The organism is Sphingosinicellaceae bacterium, from assembly GCA_019285715.1.
Taxonomy (GTDB): Bacteria; Pseudomonadota; Alphaproteobacteria; order Sphingomonadales; family Sphingomonadaceae; genus Glacieibacterium.
Genome location: CP079108.1, coordinates 422,071 through 436,622, shown reverse-complemented (window position 1 = coordinate 436,622; position 14,552 = coordinate 422,071). Strand labels below are relative to the sequence as shown.

At 68.5% G+C, this 14,552-nt stretch carries 13 protein-coding genes; 6 read left to right on the top strand and 7 right to left on the bottom strand.

From position 1 onward, the window contains the following. Positions 1–12: 12 nt before the first annotated feature. The 6 genes from KX816_02115 to KX816_02090 form a co-directional block, all read right to left on the bottom strand. Positions 13–474 carry a cytochrome c-type biogenesis protein CcmH gene (locus KX816_02115; GenBank protein ID QXQ06884.1) on the bottom strand — a complete coding sequence of 154 codons (462 nt, stop codon included), beginning with the start codon at positions 472–474 and terminating at the stop codon, positions 13–15. Continuing rightward, a complete protein-coding gene (locus KX816_02110; GenBank protein ID QXQ06883.1) occupies positions 471–1,004 on the bottom strand; it encodes a DsbE family thiol:disulfide interchange protein in 534 nt (177 codons plus the stop codon). The genes KX816_02115 and KX816_02110 overlap by 4 nt, the downstream gene beginning before the upstream one ends. Beyond that, positions 1,001–2,992 (bottom strand): heme lyase CcmF/NrfE family subunit, encoded by a 1,992-nt coding sequence (locus KX816_02105; protein ID QXQ06882.1) that lies wholly within the window; start codon positions 2,990–2,992, stop codon positions 1,001–1,003. The genes KX816_02110 and KX816_02105 overlap by 4 nt, the downstream gene beginning before the upstream one ends. 112 nt (positions 2,993–3,104) lie before the next feature. Beyond that, positions 3,105–4,046, bottom strand: coding sequence for a FecR domain-containing protein (locus KX816_02100; GenBank protein QXQ06881.1), 942 nt, complete (start codon positions 4,044–4,046; stop codon positions 3,105–3,107). 3 nt (positions 4,047–4,049) lie between these two features. Next, positions 4,050–4,343 carry a hypothetical protein gene (locus KX816_02095; protein QXQ06880.1) on the bottom strand — a complete coding sequence of 98 codons (294 nt, stop codon included), beginning with the start codon at positions 4,341–4,343 and terminating at the stop codon, positions 4,050–4,052. 228 nt (positions 4,344–4,571) lie between these two features. Then, a complete protein-coding gene (locus tag KX816_02090; GenBank protein ID QXQ06879.1) occupies positions 4,572–5,393 on the bottom strand; it encodes a hypothetical protein in 822 nt (273 codons plus the stop codon). A gap of 211 nt (positions 5,394–5,604) precedes the next feature. Here KX816_02090 and KX816_02085 point away from each other — a divergent pair, with 211 nt between their 5' ends. Then, positions 5,605–7,902 (top strand): adenylate/guanylate cyclase domain-containing protein, encoded by a 2,298-nt coding sequence (locus KX816_02085; protein ID QXQ06878.1) that lies wholly within the window; start codon positions 5,605–5,607, stop codon positions 7,900–7,902. Between the two features lie 105 nt (positions 7,903–8,007). After that, positions 8,008–8,868, top strand: a complete 861-nt coding sequence (locus tag KX816_02080; protein QXQ06877.1) for a phosphodiesterase — start codon at positions 8,008–8,010, stop codon at positions 8,866–8,868. Here the strand turns inward: KX816_02080 and KX816_02075 are convergent. Beyond that, positions 8,865–9,365 carry a GAF domain-containing protein gene (locus KX816_02075; protein ID QXQ06876.1) on the bottom strand — a complete coding sequence of 167 codons (501 nt, stop codon included), beginning with the start codon at positions 9,363–9,365 and terminating at the stop codon, positions 8,865–8,867. The genes KX816_02080 and KX816_02075 overlap by 4 nt on opposite strands. Before the next feature lie 104 nt (positions 9,366–9,469). On the opposite strand from KX816_02075, the gene KX816_02070 reads away from it, so the two are divergent. From KX816_02070 to asnB, 4 genes are all read left to right on the top strand, one after another. Next, positions 9,470–9,925: a MarR family transcriptional regulator gene (locus KX816_02070; GenBank protein ID QXQ06875.1), complete on the top strand. Its 456-nt coding sequence runs from the start codon at positions 9,470–9,472 to the stop codon at positions 9,923–9,925. Beyond that, positions 9,925–10,977 carry an HlyD family secretion protein gene (locus KX816_02065; protein ID QXQ06874.1) on the top strand — a complete coding sequence of 351 codons (1,053 nt, stop codon included), beginning with the start codon at positions 9,925–9,927 and terminating at the stop codon, positions 10,975–10,977. The genes KX816_02070 and KX816_02065 overlap by 1 nt, the downstream gene beginning before the upstream one ends. A gap of 5 nt (positions 10,978–10,982) precedes the next feature. Next, the gene (locus tag KX816_02060) at positions 10,983–12,527 is read left to right on the top strand and encodes a DHA2 family efflux MFS transporter permease subunit (GenBank protein QXQ06873.1); all 1,545 of its coding nucleotides are present in this window, start codon (positions 10,983–10,985) and stop codon (positions 12,525–12,527) included. Positions 12,528–12,618: 91 nt separating this feature from the next. Then, a complete protein-coding gene (gene asnB / locus KX816_02055) occupies positions 12,619–14,550 on the top strand; it encodes an asparagine synthase (glutamine-hydrolyzing) (protein ID QXQ06872.1) in 1,932 nt (643 codons plus the stop codon). Positions 14,551–14,552 lie beyond the last annotated feature (2 nt).

Below are 14,552 nucleotides of genomic sequence, written 5' to 3'. Positions count from 1 at the left end.
TTTTCATGTAACCTAGTGCTCGTCCTGCTGGATGAGCTCGTCAAGGCGGGTCTGTTCGTCGGCGGTCAGCGCCACAGGTTCGAGCCCGCGCCGGCTGCGCAAATACGCGAACACGCCGAGCCCGCCCAGCCCGAGGATGGCGAACGGCCCGAGCCACAACAGCCAGGTATCGGGGCGCAACGGCGGCCGCAGCAAGACGTAGCTCCCGTAGCGGCTGACCAGATATTGCTTGGCCTGCTCGTCGGTCTTGCCGAGCCGAAGTTGCTCGCGGACGATGACGCGGAGGTCGGCGGCGAGCGGCGCGTCGCTGTCGTCGATCGACTGGTTCTGGCAGACGACGCAGCGGATTTCCTGGCTGATGCTGCGCGCGCGGGCCTCCAGAACGGGGTCGGCGAGTTGCTCGGAGGGGAGGACACCGAGTGCAGGGGTGGTGAGCAGCAGTGCCGTGACGAGGCCCGCGCGCCAGCCCCTCATGCCTCCGCCGCGAGCTTGTCGAGCATCGGCTTCAGGATGGTTTCCCACGCGGTCTGGTCGATTGGGCCGATCTGCTTGTAGCGGACGCGGCCACGCTTATCGACGACAAAGGTCTCCGGCACGCCGGTAACCCCAAGGTCGATGCCGGTACGCGCGGTCGGGTCGCTGCCGATCTTGTGGTAGGGATTGCCGAGCCGGCCGAGCCAGTCCTGCGCCTCCGCGGGCGTGTCCTTCCAGTCGATGCCATAGACCTGGACGCCGGACGCTGCGATGCTGGTCAGCATCGGATGCTCCTGCGGGCAGGCCGCGCACCACGACGCGAAGACGTTGAGCAGGCGCGGCTGGCCCTTTAGCTCTGTGCTGGCGAAGCCCGGGTCAGCAGCGGCAAGGCCCGGCAGCGCGAACGCCGGCAGCGGGCGGTCGATGAGTTGCGACGGGATCACCGACGGGTCCTTGGTCAGCCCGATCCCGAACGCGACGATGAGCAGCGCGAACAGCGCGACCGGCAGGATGAACAGCGCGCGCTTCATTCGGCGGGGACCAGTCCGGGCGACGGTGTCGGCAGCGGCAACCGCGCCGGGGTAGCCGCGCCAATGCGGAAGCGCCGGTCGCTGAGCGAGGCGACGCCGCCGAGCGCCATCAGCATCGCGCCGCCCCAGATCCAGCCGACCAATGGGTGGTTGTAGACCCGCACGGTCAGCCCGCCTGCCGGATCGGGCGCGCCGATCGCGACGTAGATGTTGCCCGCGATGCTACCGCCGATGCCGGCCTCCGTCGTTTGGCTACGGCTGTTCGGGTAGAAGCGCCGCTCCGAGACGAGGTCGCGGATCGTCGAGCCGGTGCGCGCCGAGAAATCGGCCTGTGACGCCGTGTAGTTGACGCCCTGGACGTCGCGCATGGCGACCAATGTCACCTTGTGCGGTCCGATGGCGACGGTGTCGCCGGGGCGCATCACCAGTACCTTCGACTCGGCGAAGCTGCTCATCGCGGTGACCCCGGCGCAGGTAACGCCGAGCCCGGCGTGCGCCAGGACCATGCCGATAACGCTCATCGGGGTGGTGCGGATGACATGCCAGCGGCGCTGCAGGACCAGCCCCGCGCCGATAATCAGCCACGCCGCAAGCGCAAAGCCCGCACCCGTCGCGACCGCCTTGAAGCCGAGCACGAGTAGCGCCGCGACGCCGACGCCCAGCGCCGCAACGGCAGGCCATTTCACCCGCGCCAGCAGCGGCTTGAGGCCGTCGCGCTTCCACTGCAGCAGCGGCCCGAAGGTGACCAGCACCAGCAGGATCGCCATCAGCGGCGCGAAGGTGATGTTGTAATACGGCGGCCCGACCGAGATCTTGTCGCCGTTCACCGCCTCCATGATCACCGGGTAGAAGGTGCCGAGGAAGACCACCGCGGTCGCCGCCATCAGGAACAAATTGTTGAGCGTCAGGCCGGTCTCGCGGCTGATGCTGGAGAACAGCGCCCCGGACTTCATCGCCGGCGCGCGCCACGCGAACAGCGCCAGCGCGGTGCCGGTTGCGCCGATGATCAGCGCCAGGATGAAGACGCCCCGGCGCGGGTCAACGGCAAAGCTGTGGACCGAGGTGAGGATGCCGGAGCGGACCAGGAAGGTGCCGATCAGGCTGAGCGAGAAGGTCAACACCGCGAGCAGGACGGTCCAGCTGATCAGCGCGCCGCGGCGTTCGAGGACGAGCGCCGAATGGAGGAGCGCGGTGCCCATCAGCCACGGCATCAGGCTGGCGTTCTCAACCGGATCCCAGAACCACCAGCCGCCCCAGCCAAGCTCGTAATAGGCCCAGAAGCTGCCGAGTGCGATGCCGGCGGTCAGGCAGGTCCACGCGGCGAGGATCCACGGCCGCACCCAGCGCGCCCAGGCGGCATCGACGCGCCCCTCGATCAGCGCGGCAGCGGCGAAGGAGAAGGCGACCGAGAAACCGACGTAGCCGAGGTAGAGCAACGGCGGGTGGAGGACGAGGCCGGGGTCCTGCAGCAGCGGGTTCAGTTCCTGCCCATCGAGGGGTGACGGATCGAGCCGCGCGAACGGGTTCGAGGTAAAGATCAGGAACGCCAGGAACGCCGCGCCGATCATGCCCTGCACGGCCAGCGCGCGCGCCAGCAGGCCCTCGCGGATGCCCTCGCCGAAGGTCGCGAGGCCGGCACCGAAAATGCCGAGGATCAGGATCCACAGCAGCATCGAGCCCTCGTGATTGCCCCAGCTCGCGGCGAAACGATAGATCATCGGCTGGGTGATGTTCGAGTGCTCGGCGACCAGAGCGACCGAGAAGTCCTGGGACACGAAGGCCCGCGCCAGTGCGGCGAAAGCGATGAGCACAAGCAGGCCCTGGACCTGCGCGGCCGTACGGCCGAACGCCATCAGCGCGGGATCGCCGCGCGACGCGCCGACCATCGGTACGACCGATTGCAGGCAGGCTATGATCAGCGCGAGAATGATCGCGAACTGGCCTATTTCGGCGGTCAAGGCGGCGTACCCTCCACGGTTCGCGGCCATATTAGCCGCTCGGGCGGGTTTTGGTAGAGCGGCGCGGGTGCCGCAGGCTTCGCGCCTCGACCGATGGCAGCCAAGGTCAAGAACGTTCTGCTCCAGCTTGTCTGATCTTAGCCTATTGCGGGCAGACCTTGCCGCCGCCGCTGCCGCCGGCGCAGGGCACCCCGAGATCGTCGGAGCGTACGACCGGCAGCTCGGTGAACACCGGGTCGTAAACGACGTGCGCCGAGAATTCTGCCTGCTGGAGGATTTCGCCGCTGGCGACGGATGCACTGGCGATGTCGAACGGCCCCTCGTCGCCGCCCTTGCCGGTGGGGGGCGGGCGCAGCAGATCCGCCAGCCGTGCGAACGCTTCCGCCGACATCAGGAACGGGCCGATTGGCGGCTGACCGGGGCCGGGGATAAAGACCGCGTAGCCGGGCTTGTCGATCAGCACCGTCTTGCCGCCCGAGGTAACTTCGATCGACCCCGGCTTGTCGAGGCCGTCGGTGCGCGGGCCGGGACCGCGCAGCACGATGAGCGTTGCGGTCTGGGGGTCGCTGCCCGACTTGGGCACGCCCGGCTCGCCCTCGGCGGTGAGGATCGCATCGTCGCCGACGACGCCCTCGACGATGGTGCCGCGGACGCCGATCGAGGCGACGGGCGTGCGCACCGCGGTGGTGCCGCCGGTCTTGCTGAGCGTCCGCCCCGACATGAAGCGGAAGGCCCCCTTGGCGACCGAAGCCGCGAGGTCGCCAGTGCCTCGCGCGGGGTCGTAGACGAAGGTGTCGATGGCCATCCGCGCATTCGCGCCGATGGTGAAGATCGAGCGGTCGCGGAGCAGGACCTGAAGCTGACTGGCCGGGCCGCTCGAGATCTGGTCGGCGAGGTGGACCGATTCGCGCAATACGGCGGGGCGCGGGGCGGCATCGGCGGCCGTCTTCATCGAGACCTGATTGCGGATCGCGGCGTTGACCCCGATCGCGGCGGCGACGTTGGCCTGCGCCAGGGCCGGAGCGGTGGCGAGCAAGGCGACTGCCGACAGGGCCAACAGGGCGAGAGCGAGGGTGCGGCGCATCGGCTAACTCCCGAACCGGTAGATCAGCCGCGTCTCGGCACCTACGCTGTCGTAGTCGAGGTAGGGCTCGCGGGCATCGCGGCGGGTGTAGCTCAGCGCGCCCTCGAGCAGCAGGCGCTCGCGGAAGTCGGCGGTCGAGCCCGCGGTCGTGAACGCCGACAGCGGTGCGCCGAGGGCAAGCCTCGCGAAGCTGCGGACGTCGTGACGCTTGACCGTGGTGAACAGCAGGTCGGGGGCCTTGTAGCGGTAGTCGCGGACCGAGCCGACGAGGCTGAAGTACGAGCCGCGGCCGAGCAACGCCGAGTACGCCGCGCTAAAGTGCGCACCCTGGTAGGCGAAAGGCCTGTAGTCGGCGTCCTTGTTCTCATAGCCGACGTCGAAGGCGATGGTCTGGCGCGCCGTCAGCCGGTGCGAGAAGCCGATCGAGCCATCGACGCGGGTGCCGTCGCGGCCGTTGCCGCCGAGCGGGTCGATCGCGAAGCCGGGCTCGTCGTAATTCTGGTCGACGACCTCGATGCTGGCGTTCTATCCGGTGCGCGGCGACAGGCGGCGGGTGACCTCGAGGCGGCCACCGGCGTCGAATTCGTAATGGTTCCCGAAGATCGAGACATCGCGGACCAGGCCCGCCGCGCGGAAACCGAAGCCGCCGACTGCAAAGCCGATGCCAAGCGTCGCGTCGCCGCGCAAATAGCGCTGGTCCGGGCCCGAGATGTCGTTCTTCGACAGGCCCGACAGCGTTGCGAACAATTCGGCATTGCTGCCGAGCTGGGTTGCGGCGGACAAGCTGCCCGATGTCACCACCGACAGGCCATCGTCCTCGATCGGAATTCCGGCACCCAGGTCGACCGCGTTGGCCAGAGCCGCGACGGCATTGCTGACGTAGGCGAAGCCGACCGCGACCTGCCCCGAGAAGCGCGTCTTGGCGGTCTGGCGGTTGGCGAGGCGGTCGTACTTGGCAACGTCGGCGCGTTGGTCGGCGCTAAGGTCGACGTCCTTGAGCAATGCGAGTTCCCGCTTGGCCGCCTGCAGGTCGTCGAGGCGGATCAGCACGGCGGCATAGAACAGCCGCGCCGAATGCCAGTTGGGCTTGTTGAGGAGCAGCCGCTCGAGTGCCGCCGCCGAGCCGAGCAGGTCGCCGGCGTTGGCGCGCTTCTGGGCATAAGCGAGGGTAAACTCGACATCGTCGGGCGCCCTGAGGACATTGCCGTAGTCCGGATCGCTGGCAACCGGCGGGCTGTCGGCAAAATCGGGATTGACGCTGGCGCGGCCATCGCTTGACAGATAGATCGGCACGTCCGCGTGCGCTGCGGCCGATGTCAGCAGTGCACATGACGACGCCAGCAGCATGAAACACGACCCGTAGGGCGTGAAACACGCGACTGCTCCGCGCGAAACGGCGAAACGTCCTGTCATTTAACCCCGAACCCCTTACCCAAACGCGCGACCGAAGGGTATTGAGGAAAGCCTAGGCGAGTATCGGCGCCGTGGTCAACTTTTTACGGACCTGCAACGAAGTCGCTGGCGCCGGACGTAGCGCGCGCTATGTTGGCGGCGGGGTATGGCGGCGCTTTCATCATCGACGCTGCGGGAAAGACTCGCCACGATTCGCGGACGGCTGAATGGCCGGCTGCGGGGGCTGGCGACGGGCCGGCTGCTGCTCGCGCTACCCGGCGTCGTCGCGACGCTGATCCTGCTGTCGCTGCATGTCGCCGAAGTGCCGGCAGTGCGCCAGCTCGGCAATCTGCTGTTCGACACCTACCAGCGCGCCAACCCGCGTGAATATAAAGCCGCTCCGGTCCGGGTCGTCGACATCGACGACGAGACACTGCGCCGGCTCGGGCAATGGCCGTGGCCGCGCACCGACGTCGCCCGCCTGACCCAGCTGCTCGCGGATGCGGGGGCGTCGGCGATCGCCTTCGACATGGTGTTCTCGGAGAGCGACCGGACCTCGCCGGCGCGGATCGCCAAGATGCTGGCGGCCAGCCCCGACGCGACGGGCAATTTCGACGCGGTGGCGCGCATGACCGACCACGACGTGCTATTGGGGCGGACGCTGGCCAAGACACCGTCGATCCCGGGCTTCTTCCTGACCCGTGACCCTAACTTCACGCGGCCCGAGCAAAAGGCCGGAATGGCGGTCCTCGGCTCGCCGGTCGACGCCGCGCTGCCGACGTTCCAAGGCGCGATCGTGCCGCTGACGATCCTGTCCAAGGCCGCCGCCGGGGCGGGCTTCGTCTCGATCGTAGGCGACAGCGACGGCATCATCCGGCGGGCCCCGCTGCTCGCCCGCGTCGGGGACCAGGTCGTCCCGTCTCTCAGCCTCGAGGCGCTGCGGGTGGCGCAGGGCGCGGGGACCATCGTCATCCGCGGCACCGACGGCAGCGGCGAGATGGGCGGCGGCGCGCCCGGCGTGGTCAAGCTCAAGGTCGGGCAGTTCGAGGTACCGACGACGCCCGCTGGCGAGCTGTGGATGAACTACACCCTGCCTCGCCCCGACCGCATCGTGCCGGCGTGGAAGATCCTGACCGGGGCGCTGTCGCCGGCCGCGCTGCAGACGCTGTTCGCGGGCCACATCGTGTTCGTCGGCACTGGCGCGGCGGGCCTGCGCGACCTGGTGGCGACGCCGATCGCCGACCGCGAGCTGGGGGTGGTCGTCCATGCGCAGGCTGTCGAACAGATGATCCTCGGCGCGTTCGTGGTGCGGCCCGACTGGGCGCCCGGGGTCGAGCGTGCGGGCATCGTGCTGTTCGGGCTGCTGCTGTCGCTGTCGCTGCCGCGGCTCGGCGCCACCTGGGGCGGCATCGTTGCGCTGGTCGCGCTCGGGGGGTGCTTCGCCGGCTCGTGGTTCGCCTACCGCGACCAGCAACTCCTCGTCGACCCGACCATCCCGGCGCTGGCGATCGTTACGGCCTATCTGCTGGTCACCAGCTTCACCTTCTACCGCGAGGAGCGGGCTCGGGCCTACATCCGCCAGGCCTTCGACCGCTATCTGTCGCCGGAGATGGTCAAGCGCATCACCGACGATCCGGGGCAGCTCGAACTCGGCGGCGAGGAGCGCGACATGACGGTGATGTTCTGCGACATCCGAAGCTTCAGCCGGATCTCGGAATCGCTCGGGCCGCAGGAGCTGATCAAGTTCCTGATCGAGTTCCTGACTCCGATGACCGACATCCTGCTGACCCGGAAGGCGACGATCGACAAGTACATCGGCGACGCGATCCTGGCGTTCTGGAACGCCCCGCTCGACGACCCCGATCATCCGGTCAATGCGGCGCGCGGCGCTCTGCTGATGGTCGACAAGCTCCATGAGCTGAACGCCCTCAGCCCCCGCCCGCCCGGCAGCCACTGGCCGGGCGAGGTGAAGATCGGCATCGGCCTCAATTGCGGCATTTGCTGCGTCGGCAACATGGGATCGGCGCAGCGCCTGTCCTATTCGCTGCTCGGCGACACGGTTAACCTCGCCAGCCGGATCGAGGGGCTGACCAAATACTACGGGGTCCAGGTCGCGGTCGGCAGCGAACTGGCGGTGCGCCTCGACGGTTTCGCGATGCTCGATCTGGATGCGGTGCGGGTCGTCGGACGCGACGCGCCGGAGCATCTCTTCGCACTGCTCGCGACGCCGGAGCGCGCCACCGCGGATCATGCCGCGCTGGCGGCAGAACAGGATGCGCTGATCGCCAGCTACCGCCGGCAGGACTGGAACGGAGCGGCCCGCATTCTGGATACACTCGGCCCGAACCTCGCACGGCACGGCCTGACCAAGCTCGCGGGCATTTACGCCGACCGGATTAGTGCCTATCGCGAGGCACCACCGGGGGCGGACTGGGACGGCGTCTACCAGGCGATGGAAAAGTGACGTCGTGTTTATGAGTTGCTTACAGGTTTGCGGCGCATCGCTCTGGTGCATCGTATCGTATCGAAAGATGGTAGCGGTGAGGGGGCCGCGCGCCATGGATCAGCGATGCTAATCGCGCAGATAACGGACATGCACCTGGGCTTTCAGCCCGGTGATCCGAACGAGTTGAACCGCAGGCGCCTCGACAGCGTGATCGCGGCCTTGCTCGAGGATGGTCGCGTGCCTGACGTCATGCTGGCGACCGGCGACCTGTCGGAGCACGGGACCGTCGCGTCGTACCAGACGATGAAAGACATCTTCGACGCCCTGCCCTTCCCGGTCTGGCCGATCCCGGGCAACCACGACATCCGTGCGCATTTCCTGGAGGTCTTCAACGACCTGCCGATGGGCCAGCCTGGGGGTGACATTCGTTACGTCGTCGAGGACGGGCCGCTACGGATCGTCATGATCGACACCCTCGAGGAGGGCCGTCACGGCGGCAGCTTCGGCGACGAGCGCGCCGCATGGCTTGACGAAACGCTGGCCCGCGAAACCGGTCGGCCGACGCTGGTCGCCCTCCACCATCCGCCGCTCGACAGCGGTAATGCGTGGATGAGCGAGGACGGCGATGCGCTCTGGGTCGAGCGGTTGCGCGCCGTCATCGCGAAGCACCCGCAGGTCATTCGCCTGCTCAGCGGTCACCTCCATCGTGGCATGCTGATGGGCTTCGGCGGGAGCACGCTGAGCGTCTGCCCGGCGACCGCACCTCAGGTCGCACTCGACTTCCGCGACCTCGACACCGCCAAGCCCGACGGCCGCGACATGATCGTCGCCGAGGATCCCGGGTTCGCGCTGCACTACTGGAACGGGCGCGACCTCGTCACCCAGTTCGGAGCGGGCGGCGACCATCCGGTGCTGGCGCGTTTCAACGCCCGCATGGTGCCTGAGGTATCGAAGATCGTCGCGGAGAGGGCGGCAGGGGGTTAGCTCAGCGCCGCCCAGTCGCTCGCGGCCAGCCACAGCGCCGCGAGCCGCTCGATGCCGGCTTGGTCCTCGGCATCGAAGCGCGCGAGGCTCGGGCTGTCGAGGTCGATAACCCCGACCAGTTGCCCGGCCGAGACCAGCGGCACGACGAGTTCCGAGCGTGACGCTGCATCGCACGGGATGTGTCCCGGAAAGGCTTCGACATCCTCGACGACGACGCTGTGCTGCGACGCCGCCGCGGCACCGCAGACGCCGCGTCCGAGCGCGATGCGGATGCAGGCGGGCTTGCCCTGGAATGGCCCGAGGACCAGCTCGCCGTCGCGCAGCAGGTAGAAGCCAGCCCAGTTGAGGTCGGGCAAGCTCCAGAACAGCAGCGAAGCGAGGTTGGCGGCGTTGGCGATGGCGTCGCGCTCGCTGGCGAACAGCCCGCCCGCTTGCCGCGCCAGCTCGGCATAATCCTCGACCTTGTCGTGGCCGCCCAGCACCTGCGCTTCGAACATTGCCGCTCCTCGATCAGGGCGGGCCGCATATCAGAAGTGTCGCACCCGCGCCAAGCCCGCCTCACGAGGTTGCATATAACAAGCATGCACATTATTATTCAGGCATGACTAAAGACTCGCTTGCGTTCCTGTTGAGCGATGCGGCGCGCCTGCTGCGGCGGCGCTTCGATGGTCGCGCGCGTGCGCTCGGCGTCAGCCGGGCCCAGTGGCAGGTGCTGTTCGCTCTGTCGCGGCAGGAGGGGTCGAACCAGACCAGCCTTGCCGACTATCTGGAGGTCGAGACGATTACCCTGTGCCGCATGGTCGATCGGCTCGCGGATGCTGGGCTGGTCGAGCGCCGCGCCGATCCCGCCGATCGCCGCGCCTGGCGGCTGTTCCTCACCGATGCCGCGCACCCGCTGCTCGACCAGCTCCGGCAGGTCGGCGAGGATGTCGTCGAGGGCGCGCTCGCCGGCATCCCTGAGGCGCAGCGCGCCGTGATGCGCGAGGGCCTTTCACAAGTCCGCGGCAATCTTTCGGCCCGCCCGCCCGAGGCCCGCACCGCCACCGGAGCCGCCTGATGCACGCGCGTACCCCCACCGCCGATCTGATTGTCGCACCGCCCCGCGCCCCGCTGTGGCAGCGCCTGCGCCGCCCGTTGCTAATGGTCGTCGTGCCGCTGCTGCTGGTGCTCGGCGGCGGCTATCTGTGGCTGACCAGCGGCCGGTCGGTGTCGACCGACAACTCGTATGTCCAGCAGGACAAGGTCTCGATCTCGGCCGATGTCACCGGCCGGGTCGCGACCGTCAACGTCCACGAAAGCCAGCACGTCAAGCGCGGCGACGTACTGTTCACCCTCGACCCGGAGCCGTTCCGGATCGTGCTCGCGGAGCGCGAGGCAGCGCTGGCCCAGGCCCGCCAGCAGGCAGCGCAACTCGGGACCACCGTCACCGGCAAGGGTGCCGACCTCGCCGGCCGCCGCGATGCGGTAAAATACGCCGAGCTCGATTTCGCCCGGCAGGAGCAACTGCTGAAGGAGGGCTTCACCACCCGCGCGCGCTTCCAGCAGGCCGATCTCGCGCTGGCCCAGGCGCGGTCGGCACTCGACTCGGCACAGGCCGATCTCGCCAATGCGCGCGCCATGGTGAGCCGTGGCTCGGCGGCGGCGCAGCCGCTGGTGATGGCGGCGCAGGCCGCCCGCGATCGGGCCGCACTCGACCTCCGCCGCACCGTCATTCACGCGCCCGCCGACGGTATCGCCAGCCAGACCGACAAGGTCCAGGTCGGGCAGATCGTCGTCAGCGGGCTGCCGACGTTCAGCCTGGTGCTGTCCGACCGGCGCTGGGTCGAGGCCAACTTCAAGGAGACCGACCTCGAGCACATGCGCGTCGGCCAGCCCGCGACGCTCAAGTTCGACGCTTATCCGGGGACACCGCTGAAGGGCCATGTCCAGAGCATCGGCGCCGGTACCGGCAGCGAGTTCTCGGTGCTGCCGGCGCAGAACGCGACCGGCAACTGGGTCAAGGTCGTCCAGCGCGTACCTGTCCGCATCGCCATCGACGGTACCCCGAAGGTGCCGCTGCTCGCCGGACTGTCGGCGGACGTCACGGTCGACATTCGTAGCGGCAAATAGGCACGATGGCGTCGATTGCCGCCCCGTTCGAGGCCGAGCGGGCCCCCGTCCACCCGCTGCTGGTCACCTGCGTCGTCATGCTGGCGACGTTCCTCCAGGTGCTCGATTCAACCATCGCAAACGTCGCGCTGCCGCACATGCAGGCGAGCCTCGGCGCCGCGGCGGACACCGTCACCTGGGTGCTGACCAGCTATATCGTCGCGTCGGCGATCGCGACGCCGCTGACGGGCTGGCTGGCCGGCGTGGTCGGGCGCAAGCGGCTGTTCGTGCTCGCCATCGCCGGCTTCATCGGCGCGTCGATGCTGTGTGGCCTGGCGCAGTCGCTGGAGCAGATGGTCGGCTTCCGGTTGATGCAGGGGGCGTTCGGGGCGTTCCTGGTGCCGCTCGGCCAGGCGTTTCTGCTCGATGCCTACCCGCGTGAGAAGCACGGCCAGGCACTGGCGCTGTGGGGCGTCGGCGTGATGATCGGCCCGGTCATGGGGCCAGTCCTCGGCGGATGGCTGACCGACAGCTTCGACTGGCGCTGGGTGTTCTACGTCAACGTGCCGTTCGGCCTGCTTGCGCTGTTTGGCGCGGTGGCGTGGCTGCCCGGCGGCGGCGACATCAAGCGGCGCTTCGACATGTTCGGCTTCGCGGCCTTGTCGATCGGCGTCGCGGCGCTGCAGTTGATGCTCGACCGCGGCCAGCAACTCGACTGGCTGCAGTCGTGGGAGGTCCGGATCGAGGCCGCGACCGCGATCGCCGCGCTCTGGATGTTCTGCGTACACGTCGCCACCGGGCATGACACGATCCTCGACCGCCGCCTGGTGTCTGACCGCAACGTCATGACCGGCTTCGGCTTCATCACGCTGGTCGGCGCGATCATGGTGTCGACCTCGGCATTGATGCCACCGATGCTGGAGGCGCTGTACGGCTACCCGGTCGTCACCGCCGGCATCGTGATGGCACCGCGCGGCGTCGGCACGATGGCGGGGATGTTGCTGATGGGGCGCGTCATCACGCGTTTCGACCCGCGCCACCTGATGGCGGTCGGGCTGCTGCTGACTGCGCTGTCGCTGTGGATGATGAGCGGGTTTTCGCCGCAGATGGGGATGGGACCGATCCTGTGGTCGGGGCTGCTCCAGGGCTTCGGACTGGGCTTCCTGTTCGTACCGCTCAACACCGCGTCGTTCGCGACGCTGGCTCCCGAGCTGCGTACCGATGCCGCAAGCTTCTACGCGCTGCTACGGAACGTCGGCGCGTCGATCGGGGTCAGCCTGGTGGTCGCGGTGCTGGCGCAGCAGACCCAGGTCGCGCACGCGGACATCGGCAGCGCGCTGACGCCGTACACGCTCCCGGTGGATCCCTCGATCGTCGGGCAACTGGGCGCGACCGGCGACACGGTGATGACGTACCTCAATTCAGTGGTGACGATGCAGGCGGCGATGATCGGCTATATCGACGTCTACCGGTTGCTGATGTGGGTGACGTTCGGGACGCTGCCGCTGCTCCTGCTGATGCGTCGCCCGCCCAAGATCGTCGGCGAGACCCCGCACGTCGCACTCGACTGAGGTGCGCGCCGGCTCAGGCCGGTGCGGAACCGGCGGGACCGCGGCGTCCTAGCCGGTAGCCACCCGCGCGGGTGGCACAGGAGCCAGGCGCATGTGTGGAATTGCCGGCTGGTATCGGCGCGGCGCAGGTAGCGTCACGCCAGCTGCGATCACCGCGCAGTGCGACACGATCCGGCATCGCGGCCCCGACGACGACGGCGTGCTCGTCGACGGCGATTTCGGCTTCGGCATGCGCCGCCTGAGCATCCTCGACGTCGCCGGCGGCCACCAGCCGATGACGGCGACCGGCGGGCGGTATGCGATCGTCTTCAACGGCGAGATCTTCAACCATCTCGACGTGCGCCGCGAACTGACGGCGCGCGGCTTCGGCTTTACCAGTCACAGCGACACCGAGACCGTCCTCGCCGCCTTCGCCTGCTGGGGCAACGACGCGTGGGCACGGCTCGAGGGCATGTTTGCCGTGGCGATCTGGGACAATGTCGAGCGGCAACTGACGCTGGCGCGCGACCCGCTGGGCATCAAGCCGCTGTATGTCACGGAGCAGGATGGCGGCGTCGCCTTTGCCTCGGAACTTAAGGCATTGCGGGTGGTGCCGGGGCTGCGCTTCGACGTCTGCGACCGCGCGGTGCACGATTATTTCAGCTTCGGCCACGTCCGCCGCCCGCGCTCGATTTTCCGGCAGGTCTACACCCTCGACCCCGGTCATTTCATGATCGTGCCGCGGAACGGCCCGCCCGCGACCAAGGCATTCTGGGTGCCGAAGCCGGGGACCGCCACACCGGCATCGGAAGCCGAATGGACTGAGCGGATGCGCGAGCAGCTCGTCTCGACCGTCCAGCGTCATCTCCAGTCCGACGTCCCCGTCGGCGCGTTCCTGTCCGGCGGGATCGACTCCGCCGCGGTGCTTGCGGCGATGACCCAGGCCGGGCAGACCGGGGTCAAGGCGTTCACCATCGGCTATCCGGGTGCCGCGATCGACGAGACCGCCGCTGCGAAATCCATCGCCGATCACCTCGGTGCCGAGCACATCGTCCTGCCGCTCGAGGTCGGGGCGGCGATCGACGTGCTGCCCGCGGTCCAGCGCTGCTTCGACGAGCCCTTCGCCGACATGGCCGCGGTGCCGACGTGGTACGCCTCGAAGCTGGCAGCGGAGCACGTCAAGGTCGTACTGTGCGGGGAGGGCGGCGACGAGCTGTTCGCCGGCTACAAGCGCCACCGCAATGCCCGCGACATCGAGCGCCACCGTCCGAAGATCGCTGCGCTGACGCCGCTGCTCGCTCTGGTCGACCGGATGCCGACGGGCGGCTCGACCAGCCTCGCCTACCTCCGCCAGCACGCCCAGCGCTTCGGCGAGTTCGTTGCGCTGCCGGACGGTTACCCGCAGTTCTTCGCCGCGACGCAGATCAGCCGCCGCAGCATCCGCCAACGCATCTACAGCCGCGAGTTCTGGAACCGCCACGAAGCGGGTGGGTCGTACGAAGCCCTCGAGGCGGAATATTTCCCGGACAGCGATAATGGCGCGACTGCACTCGAGCGCTTCATGCGCGCCGACCTGACCGTCAACATGCCGTCGGCGATGCTGACCCGGCTCGACCGCACCAGCATGGCGCACTCGGTCGAGGCGCGGGTGCCAATGCTGTCTCACGTCTTCGTCGACTGGGCGCTGACCGTACCGGCCGAGTTCAAGCTGCGTGGCAATGTCGGCAAGTACCTGCTGCGCCAGGCGATCGCGCCGTGGCTACCAGCCGCCATCCTCAAGCGCCCCAAGCAGGGCTTTCAGATGCCGCTCGCCAAGTGGTTCCGCGGCGACTTCGGGGCGTTCGCGCGCGACGCGTGGAACGGCAGCGGCGCCTCGAGCGCGGGCTACCTCGACCCCGCCGCCGTCGAGACGCTGTTCCGCGAACACCGCCTCGGCGAAGCGGACCACAGCCGTATGCTCTACGCGATCTCGGTGTTCAGCCTGTGGTGGCAGGATCAGGGCATCGGCGCCTCGCGCGCCGCTGCCATCGCCAAGGCCGCCTGACC

What these genes read in the sequence shown, in the direction of transcription:
- KX816_02115 (QXQ06884.1), bottom strand. Translation starts at nt 474, where the DNA reads ATGAGGGGCTGGCGCGCGGGCCTCGTCACGGCACTGCTGCTCACCACC.
- KX816_02110 (QXQ06883.1), bottom strand. Translation starts at nt 1,004, where the DNA reads ATGAAGCGCGCGCTGTTCATCCTGCCGGTCGCGCTGTTCGCGCTGCTC.
- KX816_02105 (QXQ06882.1), bottom strand. Translation starts at nt 2,992, where the DNA reads ATGGCCGCGAACCGTGGAGGGTACGCCGCCTTGACCGCCGAAATAGGC.
- KX816_02100 (QXQ06881.1), bottom strand. Translation starts at nt 4,046, where the DNA reads ATGCGCCGCACCCTCGCTCTCGCCCTGTTGGCCCTGTCGGCAGTCGCC.
- KX816_02090 (QXQ06879.1), bottom strand. Translation starts at nt 5,393, where the DNA reads ATGCTGCTGGCGTCGTCATGTGCACTGCTGACATCGGCCGCAGCGCAC.
- KX816_02085 (QXQ06878.1), top strand. Translation starts at nt 5,605, where the DNA reads ATGGCGGCGCTTTCATCATCGACGCTGCGGGAAAGACTCGCCACGATT.
- KX816_02080 (QXQ06877.1), top strand. Translation starts at nt 8,008, where the DNA reads ATGCTAATCGCGCAGATAACGGACATGCACCTGGGCTTTCAGCCCGGT.
- KX816_02075 (QXQ06876.1), bottom strand. Translation starts at nt 9,365, where the DNA reads ATGTTCGAAGCGCAGGTGCTGGGCGGCCACGACAAGGTCGAGGATTAT.
- KX816_02070 (QXQ06875.1), top strand. Translation starts at nt 9,470, where the DNA reads ATGACTAAAGACTCGCTTGCGTTCCTGTTGAGCGATGCGGCGCGCCTG.
- KX816_02065 (QXQ06874.1), top strand. Translation starts at nt 9,925, where the DNA reads ATGCACGCGCGTACCCCCACCGCCGATCTGATTGTCGCACCGCCCCGC.
- KX816_02060 (QXQ06873.1), top strand. Translation starts at nt 10,983, where the DNA reads ATGGCGTCGATTGCCGCCCCGTTCGAGGCCGAGCGGGCCCCCGTCCAC.
- asnB (QXQ06872.1), top strand. Translation starts at nt 12,619, where the DNA reads ATGTGTGGAATTGCCGGCTGGTATCGGCGCGGCGCAGGTAGCGTCACG.